Source organism: Agromyces marinus, from assembly GCF_021442325.1.
GTDB lineage: Bacteria > Actinomycetota > Actinomycetes > Actinomycetales > Microbacteriaceae > Agromyces > Agromyces marinus.
The window spans coordinates 2,434,514-2,454,351 of the sequence record NZ_CP087879.1 but is presented as its reverse complement, the minus strand read 5'-3'; the positions used below and the strand labels follow the sequence as shown (position 1 = coordinate 2,454,351).

Annotated in this window: 13 protein-coding genes; 12 read left to right on the top strand and 1 reads right to left on the bottom strand. The window is 70.7% G+C overall.

From position 1 onward, the window contains the following. Nucleotides 1-14 precede the first annotated feature (14 nt). Nucleotides 15-2,321, bottom strand: coding sequence for a prealbumin-like fold domain-containing protein (locus DSM26151_RS11370; protein WP_234659654.1), 2,307 nt, complete (start codon nt 2,319-2,321; stop codon nt 15-17). A gap of 346 nt (nt 2,322-2,667) precedes the next feature. On the opposite strand from DSM26151_RS11370, the gene DSM26151_RS11365 reads away from it, so the two are divergent. The 12 genes from DSM26151_RS11365 (at nt 2,668) to DSM26151_RS11310 (ending at nt 18,035) form a co-directional block, all read left to right on the top strand. After that, a complete protein-coding gene (locus tag DSM26151_RS11365; RefSeq protein WP_234659653.1) occupies nt 2,668-3,219 on the top strand; it encodes a hypothetical protein in 552 nt (183 codons plus the stop codon). 157 nt (nt 3,220-3,376) lie between these two features. Continuing rightward, a complete protein-coding gene (locus tag DSM26151_RS11360; protein ID WP_234659652.1) occupies nt 3,377-4,801 on the top strand; it encodes an anti-sigma factor in 1,425 nt (474 codons plus the stop codon). 30 nt (nt 4,802-4,831) lie between these two features. After that, complete coding sequence (locus DSM26151_RS11355) at nt 4,832-6,211, top strand: cell division protein PerM (RefSeq protein ID WP_234659651.1); 1,380 nt, start codon at nt 4,832-4,834, stop codon at nt 6,209-6,211. 114 nt (nt 6,212-6,325) lie between these two features. Then, nucleotides 6,326-7,888, top strand: a complete 1,563-nt coding sequence (locus DSM26151_RS11350; protein WP_234659650.1) for an APC family permease — start codon at nt 6,326-6,328, stop codon at nt 7,886-7,888. 25 nt (nt 7,889-7,913) lie between these two features. Then, nucleotides 7,914-8,507, top strand: coding sequence for a phosphoribosylglycinamide formyltransferase (gene purN, locus DSM26151_RS11345; RefSeq protein WP_234659649.1), 594 nt, complete (start codon nt 7,914-7,916; stop codon nt 8,505-8,507). Then, nucleotides 8,504-10,114 carry a bifunctional phosphoribosylaminoimidazolecarboxamide formyltransferase/IMP cyclohydrolase gene (purH, locus tag DSM26151_RS11340; protein ID WP_234659648.1) on the top strand — a complete coding sequence of 537 codons (1,611 nt, stop codon included), beginning with the start codon at nt 8,504-8,506 and terminating at the stop codon, nt 10,112-10,114. The genes purN and purH overlap by 4 nt, the downstream gene beginning before the upstream one ends. 100 nt (nt 10,115-10,214) lie before the next feature. Then, a complete protein-coding gene (locus DSM26151_RS11335) occupies nt 10,215-11,312 on the top strand; it encodes a Glu/Leu/Phe/Val dehydrogenase dimerization domain-containing protein (protein WP_234659647.1) in 1,098 nt (365 codons plus the stop codon). A gap of 62 nt (nt 11,313-11,374) precedes the next feature. Continuing rightward, complete coding sequence (ddaH, locus tag DSM26151_RS15160; protein ID WP_286329068.1) at nt 11,375-12,631, top strand: dimethylargininase; 1,257 nt, start codon at nt 11,375-11,377, stop codon at nt 12,629-12,631. A gap of 236 nt (nt 12,632-12,867) precedes the next feature. Further along, nucleotides 12,868-14,121, top strand: a complete 1,254-nt coding sequence (locus tag DSM26151_RS11325) for an ABC transporter substrate-binding protein (protein WP_234659646.1) — start codon at nt 12,868-12,870, stop codon at nt 14,119-14,121. Nucleotide 14,122: 1 nt separating this feature from the next. After that, the gene (locus tag DSM26151_RS11320; protein ID WP_234659645.1) at nt 14,123-15,070 is read left to right on the top strand and encodes a carbohydrate ABC transporter permease; all 948 of its coding nucleotides are present in this window, start codon (nt 14,123-14,125) and stop codon (nt 15,068-15,070) included. Further along, nucleotides 15,070-15,897 (top strand): carbohydrate ABC transporter permease, encoded by an 828-nt coding sequence (locus DSM26151_RS11315; RefSeq protein ID WP_234659644.1) that lies wholly within the window; start codon nt 15,070-15,072, stop codon nt 15,895-15,897. Before DSM26151_RS11320 ends, DSM26151_RS11315 begins: the two co-directional genes overlap by 1 nt. 2 nt (nt 15,898-15,899) lie before the next feature. Then, on the top strand, nt 15,900-18,035 hold the full coding sequence (locus DSM26151_RS11310; RefSeq protein WP_234659643.1) for a right-handed parallel beta-helix repeat-containing protein: 2,136 nt from the start codon (nt 15,900-15,902) through the stop codon (nt 18,033-18,035). Nucleotides 18,036-19,838 lie beyond the last annotated feature (1,803 nt).

Sequence of the window (19,838 nt, the reverse complement as noted above, 5' to 3'; positions counted from 1 at the left end):
GCTGCCTCCTCAGCTCATGGGTCGATCACGATGGTGCACACGACCGTCCTCGGCTCGAGGTCCTCGATCGTGATGCTCGGGTCGTCCATCATGTCGGCGAGCGACACGGTGTCCGATCCGGGGACGTCGCACTCGATGCTCGAGAACGTGCCGCCGGGAACCTGCGAGTCGACGCTCACCGTGACGTTCGTGAGCGGTGTGTTCTCGAAGGTCTTGACCGCGCCGCCGTTCGCTCCGTCACAGTCGGCCGCCTCGGTCACGTTCGCGGTCTGCGTCCCGACCGGCGCGTAGCCGTCGGGGACCGTCTCGGTGATCGTGTACACCTCGCCCGCGAGCGCGGTGACCAGCAGGCCCGTGGCGCAGGCGACCCCGTTCTCGTCGGTCGTCACGACGACGGGTTCGGTCAACTCGCCGCCCGTGATCGTGAACTCGACGCCCTCGAACGGGTGGTCCGAACCGAGACCGTCGGCCGCGTGCTTGCGCAGCTTCGTGATCTCGATCGCACCGACCTCGCGGACGTTCACGAACGTGCACGTCACAGTCTCACCAGGGCTGAGACCGATCGAGGCCGGATCGGAGCCGTCGTCGCATGTCGGGGTGTTGAGGTTCCAGTTGTCCGGAACGGTCTCTGCAACGTCGTACGTGCCGGGGTCGAGGTCGGAGAACGTCCTCGAGTCCTTGCCGCCGTCACCGGCGCCGGTCGTCGTCAACGTGAAGGGCGACGGCGAGAGCGTCGTCGAGGTGAACTCGAACTCACCGCTTCCGCTGTCGGTGATCTTCTCGACGATGATCGTTCCGCCGGTCTGGTTTCCATACGTGCAGTCGAGTACGTCATCCGCGTCCGCCATGTCGAATGTGACCGTCCCCGACGAGACATCGACGTCCGTCGGTGTCACAGTGCCGTCGTCACAATCGATGGAGATCAGGTCCCATCCATCCGGCAGGTCGTCCTCGGTGACCGTCAGGTCCTCGCCGAGCAGGACGTCATCGAACTGGACGTACTGGCCGTGGCCGAGGTCGAACGTCGGATCGGAGGCCGCGAGCGTCGAGAACGCCTTCGTGAAGCCGAACTGCCAGTCAGCCGGATCTGTCGCCGGGTCCGTTTCCTTGCGGATGATGACCGTCCCACCGGTCTCGTTGTAGTACGTGCAGTCGAGGATGTCGGTCGCCGCGTCGAGGGCGAAGGTCACCTGCTTCCCGGCGATCACCGGAGTGACCCCGGTGCTATCGCTGCAGTCGACTCGGTCGAACTTCCACCCCGCGGGCAGATCGCCCTCGTTCACGGTGAGGCCGGTGCCGAAGAGGACGTTGTTGTACGTCTTCGATTCATCGTCCGCCAACTGGAACGTGTTCCCGGTCGCTGGCGACGTCGCGAACGACTTGGTGTAGTCGAACATCGTCGTGGCGCCATCCGGGTCGGTCTGCTTCCGGATGATCACCGTTCCGCAATTGGAGATGTTCACCGGCTGGGGTGCGATGAAGTCCTTCACCGCAGACGTGAACGAGTCGGAGGACCGGCTCTTCAGGTAGGCGCTGCCGAATGACGTGCAGCCCGTGGTGCCCAGCAACTGCGTGAAGTCGACCGTCGCCTCGCCGAAGGTCCTCGCCGAGAGACCCAGGGGCTGGCCCTGCGCGTTGGTCCCGCCGAGTCCGTCGGCGTTGACGCCGGCGATCGCGGTGGTGTTGATCGATCCGGTCGCGAGGGCGGCGCTGGTCAGGTTGATCCGCTTGCCCCAGCAGGGGAAGGAGTTGCCGGCCACGCAGTCGGCGGTGGTTGCGGCCTCGGTGCGGTAGGGCGGGTCGAAGGTCGTGTCGGTCAGCCAGAAGGCCACCCAGAGGATCGGGCTCGTGCCGCCTCTCGCGAGGTCGTACTGGATGAGCAGGTCGCCCTCGATTCGCTTCGGCGTCTTGCCGTTGCCGGAGTCGTCCATCGACTGGTTGAACTCGAAGTCCATGTTCGTCGTGCCGGACGGGTCCTGCACGCGAGTCCAGTACAGGTGGATGAAGTCCTTCGTCGCGGTCTTCTCCCGGTACAGGCCGAAGTACTTCAGGTCGCTCTTGTTCGGCGGGATGCTGCCGAACTCCGGAACCGGAACGGCCGTGTCCTCCTTGCTTCCCTGGGTGAAGGAGTCGTCACCCGAGCCGGTGGGGAGGTCTTCCTTGCGGTTCTCCGTGACGCTCGCCCAGTCGATCGATGCTGGGGTCTGGCCGACGTCGTCGACGATGAGGTTCGCGTTCGTGTCGATCTCGAAGTCGCTGCCTGCCAGGCTCACCTCCGGGTGGTTCGCCTGCGCGGGACCGGCGACGAATGCCGTGCTCACCAGGGCGAGCATTCCGGCGCCTGCGGCGATTCGCAGACATCGCCGCAGGAACGTCGAGTGTTCCGCGGGCGTTCGGGATGGGGTTGTGGAAGGCATCATCGTCTCCGTGTTCGCAGCGTCGTCCGGTCCGGACGGGCCGGACGTTCCCCTCTGCGGGCGAACGGGCGAAGCTCGGGTGGATCGTCATCAGCGCGTCCGGCGATGTGGGTAGGTCGTCGCGGGCGTACGTCGCGCCGTAGTGGTCGTAATGCCACTCCGCACCGTACTCCTGCGCCGTCGATACCGGAACCGAAATCGAGGAATCCTCATGACCCCAGATGGGGGCACACCATGGCACAGTGGAACGATGAGTGGAACCGGCGACCGACGGCGCGTTCGGGCGAGCGGGAGCGAGTCGACACCGCTGAGCGCCGCGCAGGTGCTCCGATCGAGCTTCGTCACCGAGGAGTCGGTGTACGGCGTCATCCTCGTCTCGGGCATGATCGTGGTCTCGGGAGGCCACGGCGACAGCGCATGGCGCGTGTTCTGGACCGTGGTCCTCACGGTCCTCGTGTTCTGGGCCGCGCACGTCTACGCGGGCACGGTCGCCCACCACGGGTTCGACGACGGTCGCGCGGTCGGACTCGGCGAGGCGTTCGGCATCGCGCTGCGCCGTTCGCTCGGCATGCTCGTCGCCGCGCTGATCCCGTCGGCGATCCTGCTCCTCGGCGCGACGCGCGTGGTGCCCGACCTGTGGGCGGTGTGGGCGGCGCTCTGGGTCGGCGTCCTCGTGCTCGCGGTGCTCGGCTTCGTGGCCTTCCGGCGGCGCGGCGCATCGCCGCTCGTGCAGGTCGCGGGTGCGCTCGGAACGGCGGCGTTCGGCCTCGCGATGATCTTGCTGAAGGCGCTGGTGCACTGAACGCGTGCGCGTCCGCTCGCGTGAGGCGGGCCGACCGGAGCGGATGCCGCGGCGTGTCGCCGGGCGAACCGCTCGCCGCTGCGCCCCCGCGTCGATATCGTCGGCAGGGGACCGGCCGACGGAGCGGGTCGGGCCGACGGAGAGGGATGGTGCGGCGATGAGCGCGATGACGAGCGACGACGACCTGCGGGCGCGGATCGCCGAGCTCGAAGCCGAGAACGACCGGCTCCGAGCGGATGCCACGGCGACCCGCGACCTCTCCGACGAGGTCGGTGCGGCGCCTGCGCGGCCGAAGCGCCGACGCTGGCGCACGGTGGTCGCGTCGCTGCTCGTGATCCTCGGGCTGCTGCTGGCGCCCGTCGCGGTCGTGAGCGCCTGGGCGCGGGCGGAGCTCGTGGACACCGACCGGTTCGTCGCCACGTTCGGCCCGCTCGCCGAGGACCCCGACGTCCAGGCGTTCGTCGCAGACCAGGTCACGACCGTGATCGAGGAACAGGTCGACATCCCGCAGCTGACCTCCGACGTGTTCGACGGCATCCGCGCCCTCGACCTGCCGCCCCGCGCCGAGGACGCGCTCGGGCTCCTCGAGGCGCCCGCGGCGCAGGGGCTCAGTTCGCTCGTCGGGTCGACCGTCGACCGGGTGATCGCCTCCGACGCGTTCGCGGCCGTGTGGCGCCAGGCGCTGACCGTCTCGCACCAGCAGTTGACGGCGGCGCTCCAGGGCGACCCGGAGGCGGCGCTCGAGATCGGCGGCGACGGAACGCTCTCGGTGCAACTCGGTCCGATCGTCGAGGCCGTCAAGCAGCGCCTCCTCGACCAGGGCGTCGGCTTCGCCTCGGCGATCCCGGCGGTCGACCTCAGCGTGCAGGTGGTGCAGGCCGATTCGCTCGTACTCGTCCAGACGATCTACGCGCTGGCCGTCGCGGTCGGCGCGTGGCTGCCGTGGGTGGTCCTCGTGCTGCTCGCCGCTGGGGTGCTCGTCGCGAAGCGGCGCAGCGTCGCGCTCGCCTGGACCGGGGCGGGCCTTGCGGCGATCATGCTGCTCACGCTCGCGGGCTTCGGCACGGGCCGCCTGTTCTTCGTCGGCACCGTCAGTCCGTCGATCATGACCGCGGGCGCCGCGGAGGCGCTCTTCAGCGGGCTCACGCAACTCATGGTGTCGACGATCGGCGCCCTCGCGATCCTCGCGGTCGCGGTCGCGGTGATCGCATGGATGTCGGGATCCTCGGCGCCCGCGCAGCGGGTGCGCGGCTTCGCCGACGCCGGGTTCGGCACGGTGCGCCGCAACGCCGCCGGGCACGGGATCAGCACGGGCCGATTCGGCGAGCAACTGGACCGGTGGCGCGTCGCGGCGTACGTCGGGATCGCGGTCGCCGCCTCGCTCGTGCTGCTCGCGAGTCGGCCGCTCACCGGCTCCACGGTGATCTGGACCGTGGTGCTCGCGCTGCTCGCCGTGCTGCTGGTCCAGCTGCTGCGGCGCCCGGCGGGGGAGGCGGCGGCGCCCGGCGGCGATGCCGCCGCGCCCGGCGCTGAGGCGGCGGAGGCGGTTCATCCCCAGCCGCCAGCACGCCCTGCGGGCTGAGCCCGCGCGACCCGGATAGGCTCGCGTGCGATGAGACGCACGACGATCGCCCTGCTCGCCGCCCTCGAGGCGTCGATCGCGGTGCTCGTCGGACTGGGCATCGCGCTCGTGCCGTCGATGCTGCTGTGGGCGGTCCACTTCGGGCTCGCGGCGCCGGTCGATGCGTTCTTCCGCGGGGCCGTCGATGTCTGGCTGCTCGGGCACGGCGTCGACCTCGTCGTGCAGCTCGACGCGCAGACGGCTGCGGCCGTCGGCATGCCTGGGGCCGATGAGCCGTTCACGATCGGCGTGGCGCTGCTCGGGTTCGCGGTGCTGACGTTCGCCTTCGGCATGCGCATCGGGCGGCGCGCCACGGCGAGCGGCACCCCCGTCGTGGGTGCGGTCTCGGCGGTCGTCACGACCGCGGCGCTCGCGACGACGTTCGCGCTGTCGGCGGCCGCCCCGGCCGCACAGCCGGTGATCTGGCAGGCCTCGGTGCTTCCGGCGGTCGTGATGGGGGCGGGCGTCCTCGCCGGCGTCATGGTCGCCATCGGGCGGAGCGGGTGGGCGACGGATGCCGCGACGACCGTCGTCCGGTCGCAGCAGGATGCGCTGCCCGCGGTGGCGGTCGCCGGCCTGCGGACCGCCATCCGCGTGGGCGTGGGTTCGGCGCTCGGGGTGATCGCGGTCGCTGCGGTGCTGGTCACCGCACGGATCGCGATCGACCACCCGACGATCATCGGCCTGTACCAGGCGCTCGGCGCCGGCATCGACGGCGGACTCGCGATCACGCTGCTGGAGTTGGCGCTCCTGCCGAACGTGATCATCTGGGCCGCGGCCTGGATGCTCGGGCCCGGGTTCGCGCTCGGAGCGGGAACGGTCGTGTCGCCGAGCGTGACCCTCCTCGGCCCGGTTCCCGGCCTGCCCCTGCTCGGCGGGCTCCCCGCTGAGGGGGCTCCGCTCGGCGTCCTGTGGCTGGGGCTTCCGGTGCTGCTCGGCTTCGGCGGTGCCGTGCTCGTGGCGCGGTCGAAGCCGGAGCGGGCAAATGAGCCGTGGTGGGCGACGCTCGCGGTCGGGCTGGGGTCCGGCGTCGTGGCCGGAATCGTCCTCGGGGTGCTCGCGGCGGCGTCCGCGGGCGCGGCCGGTCCGGGTCGGCTGGCCGAGGTCGGACCCGATGCCCTGCTCGTCGCCGGCGCTGCGGCGGCGAGCGTCGCGGCGGGTGCGGTGGCCGGCGCGTTCGCGGCGCGTGCGCGGGGGAGCCACCGGCTCGCGGATGCGGTGCCGGACGACGCGCCGTGGTGGGGTGACGTGCGTCGTGCCGAGGGGCAGGGCCCCGGCCGGGACGCGGCCGAGCCGCGCCCGGCGGAGGGTACGGATGATTCGGACGAGACGGTCGAGCTCGACGGGTTCGGGCGCGGAGGTCGCCGATAGGCGGTTTCGGGCGGCATCCGCTCTCGTGTTATCCTCGCGGACAATAAGTCTCCGGATCCCCTGACGCGCCCCGGCGTCCCGGAGGTGGTTCCACCCCACTCGACGAGGAGTCCCATGTCCCAGACCGCAGCGCCATCGCGGCCCGCCGCCCCCGAACCCACCCATGCGAACGCGCCCGGCACCGGCAAGGGCCTCGCCACCGGAACCCTCGGACTCTGGGGCTCGACCGTCATCGGCCTCGCCTCGACCGCGCCCGTCTACTCGCTCGCCGCGACCCTCGGCTGGGTCGTCCTCGCAGTCGGCGCCCAGGCCCCCATCGCCTTCATCATCGCGTTCGCGCCGATGCTGCTCATCGCGTTCGCCTACCGCGAACTCAACCGCGAGATCCCCGACTGCGGCACCACGTTCACCTGGGCGACCAAGGCCTTCGGTCCGTGGGTCGGCTGGATGGGCGGCTGGGGCGTCGCCGTCGCGGGCGTCGTCGTGCTCGCCAACCTCGCCCAGATCGGGGGCATCTACTTCTGGCTGCTCATCGACGAATCGCTCGCCGCGAACCCGGTCGTCGTCACGATCACGGGCGTGGTGTTCATCGCGGCCATGACCTGGATCAGCTGGCGCGGACTCGAGATCGGCGAGCGGATGCAGAACGTGCTGCTCGCCATCCAGTACCTCGCGCTCGTCGCGTTCGTCGTGCTCGTCGTCGTGCAGTTCGCCACGGGCACCGCGCCGGCGACCGCGACCCCGCCGAGCCTGGAGTGGTTCAACCCGTTCGGCTTCACCGACTTCTCGGGCTTCGTCGAGGCGATCCTGCTGGCGCTGTTCATCTACTGGGGCTGGGACACGTGCCTCGCGCTGAACGAGGAGACCAAGGACCCCAAGCGCACCCCCGGCCGCGCCGCGGTGCTCACCACCGTGATCCTGCTCGTGACCTACGTCGGCGTGACCGTCGCGGCCATGGCGTACGCCGGCCTCGGCGCCGAAGGGTTCGGCCTCGGCAACGAGGCGAACGCCGACGACGTGTTCTTCGCGCTCAAGGACGCCGTGTTCGGGCCCTGGTCCTGGCTGCTCGTCGTCGCCGTCATGATCTCGGCCGTCTCGTCGACGCAGACGACCATCCTGCCGACCGCGCGCGGCACGCTCGCGATGGCGGTGTACCGGGCCCTGCCCGCGCGCTTCGCGAGCGTTCACCCGCGATTCAAGACCCCGTCGTTCTCGACCCTGCTCATGGGTGCCGTGGCGATCCTCTTCTTCGTCGGCATGTCGCTCATCAGCGACAACCTCATGCAGGACACCATCCTCTCGCTCGGACTCGCGATCGCGTTCTACTACGCGATCACCGGCTTCGCGTGCGTGTGGCTGTTCCGGAAGACCCTGCGCGAGAGCGCCCGCAACCTGTGGTTCCGCGGCATCCTGCCCTTCATCGGCGCGCTGCTGCTCGCAGCGGCGTTCGTCTTCTCGGTCATCGACATGCTCGATCCCGACTACGGCTACACCGTGCTGTTCGGCATCGGCGGCGTGTTCGTCGTCGGAGTCGGCTCGCTCGCACTCGGCGCCGTCCTCATGGTCGTCTGGGCCGTGTTCCCGGCCTCGCGGGGCTTCTTCCGGGGCGAGACGCTGAACGAGCAGACCGAGGTGCTCGTGCCGGACGAGGACGAACTCGTCGTGCGTCATCCGTAGGCGCGCATGCGGGTACCCTCGTAGGGTGCAGAAGCTCGTCGTGCTGATCTCCGGCACGGGATCGAACCTCCGTGCGCTGCTCGAGGCGTCGGAGGACGCCGAGTTCCCCGCCCGCGTCGTCGCCATCGGCGCCGACCGCGACTGCGAGGGACTGGCGCTCGGCGAGGAGTTCGGGGTCCCGGCGTTCACCGTCCCCTTCACCGCGTACGACTCGCGCGAGGCATGGGGCGACGCCCTCATCGAGCACGTGCGCGCCTGGGAACCCGACCTCGTGGTCCTCTCCGGACTCATGCGGCTCGTTCCACCGGCCGTCGTCGACGCGTTCAGCCCGCACCTCATCAACACGCACCCCGCCTACCTGCCCGAGTTCCCCGGCGCGCACGGCGTGCGCGACGCGCTCGCCGCAGGCGTCACCGAGACCGGTGCGAGCCTCATCGTCGTCGACAACTCCGTCGACGGCGGGCCGATCATCGCGCAGGAGCGCGTGCCCGTGCTGCCGGGCGACACCGAGTCGACGCTGCACGACCGCATCAAGCCCGTCGAGCGGCGCCTGCTCATCCAGGCCGTCCTCGACATCGCCAACTCCCACCTCGACCTGAAGGAGCTCAGCCGATCATGAGCGGCGCCGCAATCGACCCGAGCCTCTACCGCGAACGCGACCTCGTCCCCGTGCGTCGCGCGCTCATCGCCGTGAGCGACAAGACCGGACTCGTCGACCTGGCGGCCGCGCTCGTCGAAAGCGGCGTCGAGATCGTCTCGACGGGCGGCACGTCGAAGGCCATCGCCGCCGCCGGGCTGCCCGTCACCCAGATCGCCGACGTCACCGGTTACCCGGAGCACCTCGACGGGCGCGTGCGCACGCTGCACCCGGCCGTGCACTCGGGCCTGCTCGCCGACCTCAGGCTCGAGCACCACGAGCGCGAGCTCGCCGGCCTCGCGATCGACCCCTTCGAGCTCGTCGTCGTGAACCTCTACCCGTTCGTCGAGACCGTCGCCTCGGGCGCGGCGCCCGAGCAGATCGTCGAGCAGATCGACATCGGCGGGCCCGCCATGGTGCGCGCGTCGGCGAAGAACCACGCGAACGTCGCGGTCGTCGTGTCGCCCGCCCGCTACGACGAACTCGTCGCGGCCGTGCGCGGCGGAGGGACCACCCTCGCGCAGCGCCGCGAACTCGCGCGCGAGGCGTTCCGCCACACGGCGACCTACGACATCGCGGTCGCCTCGTGGATCGGCAGCAGCATCGCACCCGACCAGCCCGTCGACGAGTCGCCGTTCCCCGCCTGGGCCGGCGCCGCGTGGAGCAAGGACGCCGACCTGCGCTACGGCGAGAACTCGCACCAGAAGGCGGCCCGCTACTCGAGCCTCGGCGGCCGGCCCGGCATCGCCCAGGCGCGGCAGCTGCACGGCAAGGAGATGTCGTACAACAACTACGTCGACGCGGATGCCGCCGTGCGGGCCGCGTACGACTTCGCCGCGCCGGCCGTGGCGATCATCAAGCACGCCAATCCGTGCGGCATCGCCGTCGCGGCATCCGCTGCGGCCGACCCGATCGCCGACGCGCACCGCCGCGCGCACGAGTGCGACCCCGTCTCCGCCTTCGGCGGCGTCATCGCCGCCAACCGCACCGTCACCCGCGCGATGGCCGAGACGGTCGCCGGCATCTTCACCGAGGTGCTCGTCGCGCCCGGCTTCGAGCCCGACGCCGTCGAGATCCTCACGCAGAAGAAGAACCTCCGCCTGCTCGAGCTCCCCGAGGGCTTCGAGCCCCCGACCGTCGAGATCCGGCAGGTCTCGGGCGGGCTGCTCATGCAGCAGGCCGACCGCGCGTTCGCGCCGGCATCCGCCTGGACACTCGCCGCAGGCGACGCCGTCGACCAGGCGACGCTCGCCGACCTCGAGTTCGCCTGGCGCGCGTGCCGCGCCGTGAAGTCCAACGGCATCCTGCTCGCGGCCGACGGCGCCTCGGTCGGGGTCGGCATGGGCCAGGTCAACCGCGTGGACTCGTGCCGGCTCGCGGTGGAGCGAGCGGGCGACCGCGCGAACGGCTCGGTCGCGGCATCCGACGCGTTCTTCCCCTTCGCCGACGGCCTGCAGATCCTCCTCGACGCGGGCGTGCGAGCGGTGGTCCAGCCCGGCGGTTCCGTCCGCGACGAAGAGGTCGTCGCGGCCGCGAAGGCCGCGGGCGTCACGATGTACTTCACGGGGGAGCGGCACTTCTTCCACTGATGCCGGAGGGCATCGCCCCGGCGGTACCCTTGTGCTGAGGGCGCCCACGAAGCGCTCGCACAGCCACGCCCACAAGGCGATGAACAAGGAGAACCGATCGATGTCGATCACCCACGCCCCGGCCCCTGCACCGACCCCCGGGGTCCACGCCGCACTTCCCCTCGACGCCCCCGACCACGAGCGCGTGCTCATCACGCGCGGCCCCCGTTCCGGGCTCACCATCATCGTCGCCGTGCACTCGACCGTGCTCGGCCAGGCGCTCGGCGGCGCGCGCGTGTGGCAGTACGAGCACTGGACCGACGCGCTCGCCGACGCCCTGCGGCTCTCGCAGGCGATGACGCTGAAGAACGCCGCCGCCGGCCTCGCCCGCGGCGGCGGGAAGTCGGTGGTCTGCATCCCGGCCGGCGAGACGCTCGACGAAGCGCGCCGCCGCGACGCGATGCTCGACCTCGGCGACGCCGTCGAGTCGCTCGGCGGCGCCTACATGACGGCGGAAGACGTGGGCACGAGCGCCGAGCTCATGGCCGCGGTCCACGAGCGGACCGAGCACGTGTGCGGCCTGCCCGCCGACCAGGGCGGCGTGGGCGAGCCGGCGGATGCCACGGCCGCCGGCGTGCACGCCGGGATCCTCGCGACCCTCGAGCACGTCTTCGGCTCGAGCGACGTCGCCGGCCGCCACTTCGCGATCTCGGGCCTCGGGCAGGTCGGCGGGCGCCTCGCGCGCGCACTGGCGGCGGGCGGCGCACGACTCACCGTCGCCGACGTGCAGGAGTCCAAGCGCGCCCTCGCCGATGAACTCGGGGCGGACTGGGTCGACCCGGATGAGGTGCACCGGGTCGACGCCGACGTCTTCGTGCCGTGCGGGCTGGGCGGCGTGCTGACCCCCGAGGTCGTCGACGAGCTGCGCGTGCGGGCCGTCGTCGGAGCCGCGAACAACCAGCTCGCCGAGCGGGAGGTCGCTCGGCTGCTCCGCGGCCGCGGCATCGCCTGGGCCCCGGACTTCGTGGTGAACGCGGGCGGCGTGGTCTACCTCGACCTCGCCTCGACGCCGGGCATCGGACAGGACGAACTCGACCGCAGGATCGCGGGCATCGGCGATGTCGTCGCGGCCGTGCACCGGGAGGCCGACCGGGCAGGCATGACGACCCTCGACGCGGCCGAGCGGCTCGCCGCTGCACGCCTCGACGCGGCCCGCTGAGGCCGTGCCGACGGGGCGGCCGAGGGCGGGGACCGACCCGCACGGCCGATAGGCTCGTGCGCATGACGCCCCCTGCGACCCAGCCTCCCGCCCCGTCGGCACACCACCCCGCGCAGGCCACGGTGGCACGCCGTTCGGGTGCGGCGCTGGTCTCGGCCGGGGCGGTCGCGCTCATCGCGTTCGCGGCCGGCGTGCTCGCGAACTTCGTCGCCCGCGAGCAGAACCCGGTCGTGCTCGGGCAGGCGGTGCCGTTCTTCGCGCTCGCCGCCCTCGTGCTGCTCGGGCTGCTCTCCATCGGCCACGCGGTGGGCGCCCTGCGCGCCTGGTTCCTCGCGCTGCCCGTCGGGCTCACCTCCGCGGTGCTCGCCACGCTGCTCGCGGCGAGCGTGAACGTCGCGCTGAGCGCCGTGCCGATGACCGGTCAGGTGTACTCGCTCGTGCTCTCCAGCGTGCTCGGGATCAACCTGGCCTTCATCGTGGCGGCGGTGCTCGCCGAGGTGTTCGTCGCCCCGCGCGTCTACGCGCGGGTCCTGGAGCGGCGACCCCGGCGCCGAGCGCGTCGCGTCGCGCTCGTGCGGATCCCTGCCTCGAACCTCGACGAAGCCGTGCTCACCCACGTCGAACGCCGTCCGATCGACCAGGCGAAGGCCGACGAGCAGTGGGACGACTACTGCGCGGCGCTCGTCGCCGAGGGGTGGGAGACGCTCGAGGTCGATGCGGCCCCCGGCCTTCCCGATTCGGTGTTCATCGAGGACACGGTCGTCTTCTTCGGCGACACGGCGGTCATCGCGAACCCGGGCGCCGAATCGCGCGCGGCAGAGGTGGAGGCCGTCGAACGGACCGTGCGGGCACTGCCCGGCATCTCGGTCGCACGCATCGCCGCGCCCGGAACGCTCGACGGCGGCGACGTCCTGAAGGTCGGCGAGACCGTGTACGTCGGCGCGTCCGGTCGGACCAACGCCGAGGCGATCCGCCAGCTCCGCGGCATCCTCTCACCGCTCGGCTACACCGTCGTGGCCGTTCCCGTCACGAAGGCCCTGCACCTGAAGAGCACGGTCACGGCGCTCCCCGACGGCACGGTGATCGGCCACCCCGACCTGGTCGGCTCCACGAGCCTGTTCCCCCGCTTCCTCGAGGTGCCGGAGCCCGAGGGCGTCGCCGTCGTCGTCCTCTCGGACGAGACGCTGCTCATGTCGGCATCCGCCCCGAAGTCCGCAGAGCTCGTCTCCGGACTCGGATACCGGGTCGTCACGGTCGATGTCAGCGAGTTCGAGAAGCTCGAGGGCTGCGTCACCTGCCTGTCGGTGCGCGTGCGCTGACGCGGCAGGCGCGCCCGCACCGTTTCGTCGCGGGCGAGGGTCGTGGGCAACCACGGCCCGCCCGTCACCGTGCCTGGACGCGCCCCGAGCGACGTGGCGTTCAGGTCAACCGGTTCAATTGCGGTACGACATGATACGTAGTACATTTACTCCACCAAGAGTACGCCGAGCATCAGACCCCTGCAGCGGGCCCGGCATTCCCATCACGGACGAGAGGTAACGCAATGAAGCGGATCATGACCACGGTCGCCGTCGGCGCGGTCGCGGCGCTGGCACTTACGGGTTGCGGCGGTGCCGCGCCGACCACGGGCAGCAGTTCCGGTGGCGCGGAGTCGGGCGAACTCGTCATTTGGAACTGGGGCAACTCCGACGAGGCGGCCGAGTCCTTCCAGACCGACGTCATCGCGGCGTTCAACGAGAAGCACCCCGATGTCGAGGTCGAGATCGTCGCTCAGCCGTTCGATCAGTACTACACGCTGCTCGGCAGTGCGATCGAGGCGGGCACAGCGCCCGACCTGGCGCTGTTCAACGGTGGCACGCAGCTCGCATCGCGGGCCGACATGCTTTTCCCCGTCACCGAGGAACTCGCCGACCTCGAGGAGACCCTCGCGGGCTGGCCGGCGTTCCAAGCCGGCGGCGAGACCTACTCCGCCCCGATGTTCCTCCAGGGCTTCCCGATCTACTACAACAAGGCCATCTTCGAGCAGGCCGGCCTCGACGCCGAGAACCCGCCGACGACCTGGGACGAGCTCACGACGGCGTGCGAGTCGATCCTCGCCGAGACCGACGTGTCGTGCTTCGCGCTCGGCAACAAGGAGGGCCTCGGCATCGAGTTCTTCCTCTCCGGATTCGCGTCGGGCGTCTTCACGCCAGAGGAGTACGACGCCTGGATCGACGGAGAGCGCGATTGGGAGGGCGAGCACGCCCGCCAGGTCCTCGAGCTCTGGCAGCAGACCTCCGAGGACGGCTGGTACAACGCCGGCGCGAACTCGACCGCCATGTTCAACGACTCGTTCGACCTCTTCTCGGGCGGCCAGGCCGCCATGGTCATCGGCCTCACGAGCGGGATCGCGCACTGGAAGCAGTTCGACGAGTTCCTCGGCGAGGACCTCGGCTTCATGATGCCCGTCACCGTCAACGACGGCACGACCCTGGCGCTCCCCGCCGAGGGCGGCATCGGATACGGCATCCTGAACGAGGACAAGTTCGACCTCGGCGTGGACTGGATCCGTGCGACCGTCGACCATGACGCGCTCTCGGCCTACTCCCTCGCAGGTGGCCAGATCACCTCCGACACGACGATCGAGCTCGACACCGACATTCAGTCAGCCCAGGACATCGTGAGCGAGCTGCCCGGATCGAAGCCGCTCCTCCATACGGCACTGTCGGGCGAGACGCTCGACCTGCTCCACCGCCTCGGACAGGAGCTGCTGATCAACGAGGTCACGGTCGACGACGCAGCCGGTCAGCTGGCGGCAAGCGAAGGCTGACATGTCCCTCGACACCTCCTCGACCCGGAGCCTGGTCCTCGCGGATCGGGCTCCGGGCCGAACCCGTATCGACCGCGCCCCGAGACGGCGCTGGACCCTCGAGCGCATCGTTCCGTTCCTGATGGTCCTCCCGGTCCTCGCGATCCTCGGCGTCTTCCGGATCTACCCGCTCCTGCTCGGCATCAACTTCTCGTTCACGGGCGATCGTGAGCTCAACGGAGTCTTCGTCGGCTTCCAGAACTACCTCACGCTCCTCGAGGACGAGCGCTTCCTGGCATCCGCCCGGAACGTGCTGGTGGTGCTCTTGTTCGTGCCCATCGAGGTCCTCGTCGCTGGCCTGCTGGCGACCTTCATCTTCCTCAAGGTTCCCGGTCACCGGTTCTACCGCAGCGTCTACTTCCTCCCGGTCGTCCTCTCGCCGATCATCATCGGTGCGATCTTCAACATCGTGCTCGCTGCCAACGGCCCGCTCAACGGCGTAGCGTCGAGCATCGGCCTGCCCACGGTCGATTGGCTCGGGCAGACGCTCACGGCCCTGCCGAGCGTGCTCGGCGTCCACGTCTGGGCCACCTTCGGCATGGCCATGGTGATCTTCCTCGCGGGACTTTCCACGCTCGACACCCAACTCCTCGAGGCGGCCCGGATCGACGGCGCGAACCTGCGCCAGACGATCGTCCACGTGATCATTCCCGGGCTCTCGCAGACGATCACCTTTGTCTTCGTCACCACGACGATCGGCATGCTCACCGGGCTGTTCGGCCTGCTGTACACCATGACCGCGGGCGGCCCCGGAACGGCGTCCTACCTGCCGGAGTTCCTCATCTGGAAGCTCAATGGCGAGGCCCGGCCGGCGCTCGCGTCGGCGGCATCCGTCTTCCTGCTCCTGCTGGTCCTCGTGATCGGCCTCATCCAGATCCGCGTGCTGCGCCACGCCACCAAGGAGGCATGATGCGCAAGGAGAAGCTCGGGCGCTGGATCCTCGCGATCCCGATGATGCTCCTGGCCGTCGCGACCATCTATCCGATGGTGTACGCGGTCAACATCTCGCTCAAGTCCCGGCGCGAGTACGTGCTCGACCGACTCGGCCCGACGACTGAGTTGATGTTCTCGAACTACGTCGACGCGTGGGTGCAGGCCGACATGGGCCGGTACTACCTCAACTCGATCATCGTCACGGTGATATCGGTCGCGCTCATCCTGCTCCTGGCCTCGATGGCGGGGTACTCGCTCAGCCACCTGACCTTCCGCGGCAGCCGGGTGACGTTCCTCATCATCCTCGCGACCATGATGATCCCCTTCCAGGTCATCATGGTGCCGGTCATCAAGGTGCTCAGCGACATCGGGATCATGGACTCCTACGCGGGACTCATCGCGGCGTACGTCTCGCAGTTCCTGCCGTTCACGGTGTTCTTCATGACCGCCTTCTATTCGGGGATCCCGAAGGAGATCACCGAGGCCGCGCGCGTCGACGGCAACGGCTTGTTCGGCGTGTGGCGACGGATCATGCTGCCGCTCGGCCGACCGGCGCTGCTGTCGATGGGCATCCTCAACGCACTGTTCTGCTGGAACGACATCCTGATCGCGCTGCTGATCATGCAGTCGCCCGAGAACCGCACGGTCATGGTCGGCGTGAGTGCCCTGCGCGGCCAGTACCCGGACAACATTCCGACCTACCTGGCCGGGATCCTGCTCGTGGTGCTGCCGCTCGTGGTGGTCTACATCATCTTCCAGCGCCAGATCACCGCGGGTGTGACGGCGGGCGCGACGAAGGGATAGCCGTGTCGACCGACCGTATCGAGGTGTATGTCAGCCCCGACGGATCCCCGTTCGCCGACGGCTCCCACGGATACCCGGCGCGCGACCTCGAGACGGCGATGCGACTCGTCCGCGGCCGCCGCGCGCCGGGCCAGCTGGCGGTCGTGTGGATGTCCGGGGGCGAGTACCCGGTACGGGAGACCCTCGAACTCGGACCCGGCGATTCGTTCACGACATTCGCAGCTCTCGACCCCTCTGAGCCACCGGTGTTGCGCGGGTCGGTCCGCATCGACGGATGGACCGAGTCCGCCGGCGCCGACACCGTGCCGGCCTTCGCCGCACCCGCTCCGCGCGCGCAGGGCCGGTGCCTGTACGTCGACGGCCGCCGCGCGCCCCGCCCGCGCCACCCGCGCGACGGGTTCCTGCGGATCGAGGAGCAGGAGGGCCTCGACCCGAACGGAAGCTTCGTCGGCACCCTGTTCGACGGCGCGGACCGGTTCCGCTACCGAGAGGGCGACCTCCCCGACCTGGTCGACGAGACCGCGGTCGAAGTCGTGGTCCCGCACTACTGGGTGCAGGAACGGATGCCGATCCGCTCGATCGACCCCGAGCGCCGCGAGATCGTCAGCAGCCTGCGCAGCATCTTCGCGCTGCGCGATGACGCTGCGAACGACTTCGCCCGCTACTACCTCGACAACGTCGGCGAGGCGTTCGGGCAGGTCGCGGGCGAGTGGTACCTCGACGCCGGCGCCGAGGGCGGGTCCGTGATCAGGTACGCGCCGAGGGACGGCGAAGATGTCGCAACCCTCGAGGTGCGGATGCCGGTGCTCGACGTGTTCGTCCGGGCGACCGGCACGCCCGAGAAGCCCGTGCGGGGGATCCGCTTCGAGGGCGTGCGCTTCCTCGAGGCCGACTTCGACGAGGTGCCCGCGGCCGTGCCGCCGTTCGGGGTCCGAGAGGACCCGATGCTGCCGGCCGACGGCCGATTCGCGGCCGACGTTCAGGCCGCGAGCACGGTCCCCGCCGCCGTGCAGTTCACCTACGCCCGCTCGTGCGCGATCATCGGCGGCGCCGTCGAGCGCGTCGGCGGCTACGGGGTCTCGTTCGGCGACGGATGCCGCGGCAATCTCGTCAGCGGCGTGCGATTCGACGACCTCGGTGCGGGCGCCATCCGCTCGGGCGGGTCGGTCGACGCATCCTCGGAGGCGTTCAACTCCGCCAACGAGGTCAGCGACTGCGAGATCACCCGCGGCGGCCGGGTCTATCCGAGCTGCGTGGCCGTGCTCTTCCAGCACGGCTCGCACAACGTCATCGCCCACAACCGAATCAGCGACTTCTTCTACACCGGCATCTCGGTCGGCTGGATGTGGGACTATCTCGACAGCCCGTCGCAGGGCAACCGCATCGAGGGCAACCACGTCTTCGACCTCGGGCAGGGCCTGCTCAACGACATGGGCGGCGTGTACCTGCTCGGGATCGCGCCCGGCACGGTCGTGCTCGGCAACCATATCCACGACGTGCAGTGCGCGAACTACGGCGGCTGGGGCATCTACCTCGACGAGGGATCCTCCTACGTCGTGATCGAGGGCAACGTCGTGCACGACGTGTCGAGCCAGGCGTACCACCACCACTACGGCCGCGAAGTCACGATCCGGAACAACGTATGGGCCTACGGCGGCCACGGGCAGGTCTCGATCACGCGGCCCGAGAGCCACGTCTCCTTCACGTTCGAACGCAACATCGTCGTGGGCGACGGCTCGCCTGGCTTCATGGGCACCGAGGGCGACCGCGACGTGCGCAACTACACGATCCTGAGCGACCTGAACCTGTTCTGGGACGGGCGGCCCGTCACGGGGGCGGTGCGCGCCGCGAACGGCGTGAAGACGACGGACGTCGACGGCGCGGTCCGGTACGAGCTGACCCAGCCGCTCGACGACGCGTGGCACGAGCGCGGACACGACCGGCACTCGGTCACCGCCGACCCGCGGTTTGTGGACGCTGGATCCCGCGACCTGCGCGTACTCGCTGACTCGCCCGCCTTCGAACTCGGCATCACCCCGCCGGATGTTTCCGGGGCGGGCCCGCGACCCGGCGAACTGCGACGCCATCCGCTCGTCGCCCCGACCCTCCAGGACCAGTTCCCCCGCCCGCAGGGCTGACGGCGGGAGCGCCGACCTGCGCGCGACCGTCGTGGAGTTCGACGACGGGGGGTCGTGGCGTAGACCGGCGCGAGCGCCGCCACGCCGTCGGTTGCGGACATCGCCTCGAGTTGATCGCCGGTGAGCGGCCCGCCGGCGATCACGACATCGGCGCCGATGCGATGCTCGCTCGTGGCCCGGATCCCGTGGTCGAGCGTGGAGAGCACCACGGTCGATGCGACCGCGACCGACGTGCCAACCACGACGGCGAGCACCGGCACGAGTCCCGCTGCCGGATCGCGCAGCGCTCGCGCCGCGCCGAGGAACGGCACGAGGCCGGTGCGCCGCGCCATGCGCCCGACGAGGAACGTCAGCGGGATCGGGTAGGCCCGCAGCACGAGCACGCATGCCGCGAGGGCGAGCAGCAGGGGCGCGGCCGCGGTCAGCGGATCGATGCCGGTGGGCGCCGCGCCCGACGCCGCACGCTGCAGGAGGAGGGCGCACGAGGCGGCCGCCACCAGGATGACGATCGCCTCGACGACGACCCGGATCCGCCCGCCCGAAGCGTCGAGGTCGGCCCGCGCTCGCCGGAGCGGGCTGAGTTCTGACGCGCGAGCGACGAGGAGCGCGGCCGGTGCGAGGGCGAACAGCACGGCGATCCACCACCCGTGCTCCCCCGAGGCGCCGGGGGTGGCCGACACCGCGAGCAGTGCCCCGATCCCTGACGCGGGGATACCGACCGCGAGCCCCTCCGCGAGCAGGCCGCCGCGCAGCCTGGCGGGCGAGGCGCCGCGGGCGGCCGCCAGCTCGAGGCCTCCGCGCCGACGTTCGAAGACGACCCGTGCGCCGAGGACGACGACCGCGATCGCAACGCCGATCGGACCCGACGCGATCATGGCGAGCACGGCGTCGACCGCGGCCGCGGATGCGACCGCAGCATCGAGGGTGTCGCGCATGCCGCTCGAGAACGCGACCTGGCCGACGGTCGCGATCGCCGCGTACGGCTGGAAGGAGCCGGGCGGCGCGTCCGGCAGCTCGACCTCGATCCACTGTCCGCGCCCGAGCGCGAACGAGGCGCTCGCGACCTCGCCGAGCTGCGTCGCGAGCTCGGGTGCGTCCTCAGCGGTCACGGCCCGGGTGTCGATCGGGATCCATGCGCTCATCTCGAGCGCGAGCGCCTGCGGCGCGAACGCCGGCCAGGACGCCGGATCGAACCAGGCGACGGCGGTGTACTCGGGCGGCGAGATGCCGTTGTCGACGACCGACGCGCGCAGGGCGGTGGGCAGGTGCGTCCAGAATCCGTCGTCCGCGTCGGCGGCGCGCACCGTGCCCGAGAGCCGGACGTCGAGTGCCCCGTTCGGGTACTCCGCGACGCGCACCTCACCGGGCCTCCAGTCGAGCGACCCCGCCGCGGATTCGGCGAGCACGATCTCGATCGGCCCGTCGAACGACTGCTGGACCGGGCCGGGAAGCGGCGCCGGCCAGGCGCCCTCCACGAGCTCGAGGTGGTCGCGCATGCGCGGATCGAACCCGGGCTGGATGCGGTACACCGGCGAGCCCGGCCCGGCACTCGGGATGCTCGCCTTCACCGGGCCGGCGACGGCGACCGAGATCGGGTCGCCGGTGGCACCGCGAAGCGGCTCGGGGAGCAGGGCCCGGATGTCGGCCATCCGCTCCTCCTGCCCGCCCCAGACGGCCTCGACGTCGTCTGGGAGTGTCGTTCCGCGGGTCGACGGGCCGGGGTCCGGGCCGAAGCGGGTCGTCGTGGTCAGGTCGAGCTCCGACGCCGGATGCTCGGCGAGGCGTTCGGCCAGGGCCTGCGTG

Coding starts and splice junctions, on each gene's coding strand:
- DSM26151_RS11365 (WP_234659653.1), top strand. CDS start 2,668: ATGAGTGGAACCGGCGACCGACGGCGCGTTCGGGCGAGCGGGAGCGAG.
- DSM26151_RS11360 (WP_234659652.1), top strand. CDS start 3,377: ATGAGCGCGATGACGAGCGACGACGACCTGCGGGCGCGGATCGCCGAG.
- DSM26151_RS11355 (WP_234659651.1), top strand. CDS start 4,832: ATGAGACGCACGACGATCGCCCTGCTCGCCGCCCTCGAGGCGTCGATC.
- DSM26151_RS11350 (WP_234659650.1), top strand. CDS start 6,326: ATGTCCCAGACCGCAGCGCCATCGCGGCCCGCCGCCCCCGAACCCACC.
- purH (WP_234659648.1), top strand. CDS start 8,504: ATGAGCGGCGCCGCAATCGACCCGAGCCTCTACCGCGAACGCGACCTC.
- DSM26151_RS11335 (WP_234659647.1), top strand. CDS start 10,215: ATGTCGATCACCCACGCCCCGGCCCCTGCACCGACCCCCGGGGTCCAC.
- ddaH (WP_286329068.1), top strand. CDS start 11,375: ATGACGCCCCCTGCGACCCAGCCTCCCGCCCCGTCGGCACACCACCCC.
- DSM26151_RS11325 (WP_234659646.1), top strand. CDS start 12,868: ATGACCACGGTCGCCGTCGGCGCGGTCGCGGCGCTGGCACTTACGGGT.
- DSM26151_RS11320 (WP_234659645.1), top strand. CDS start 14,123: ATGTCCCTCGACACCTCCTCGACCCGGAGCCTGGTCCTCGCGGATCGG.
- DSM26151_RS11315 (WP_234659644.1), top strand. CDS start 15,070: ATGCGCAAGGAGAAGCTCGGGCGCTGGATCCTCGCGATCCCGATGATG.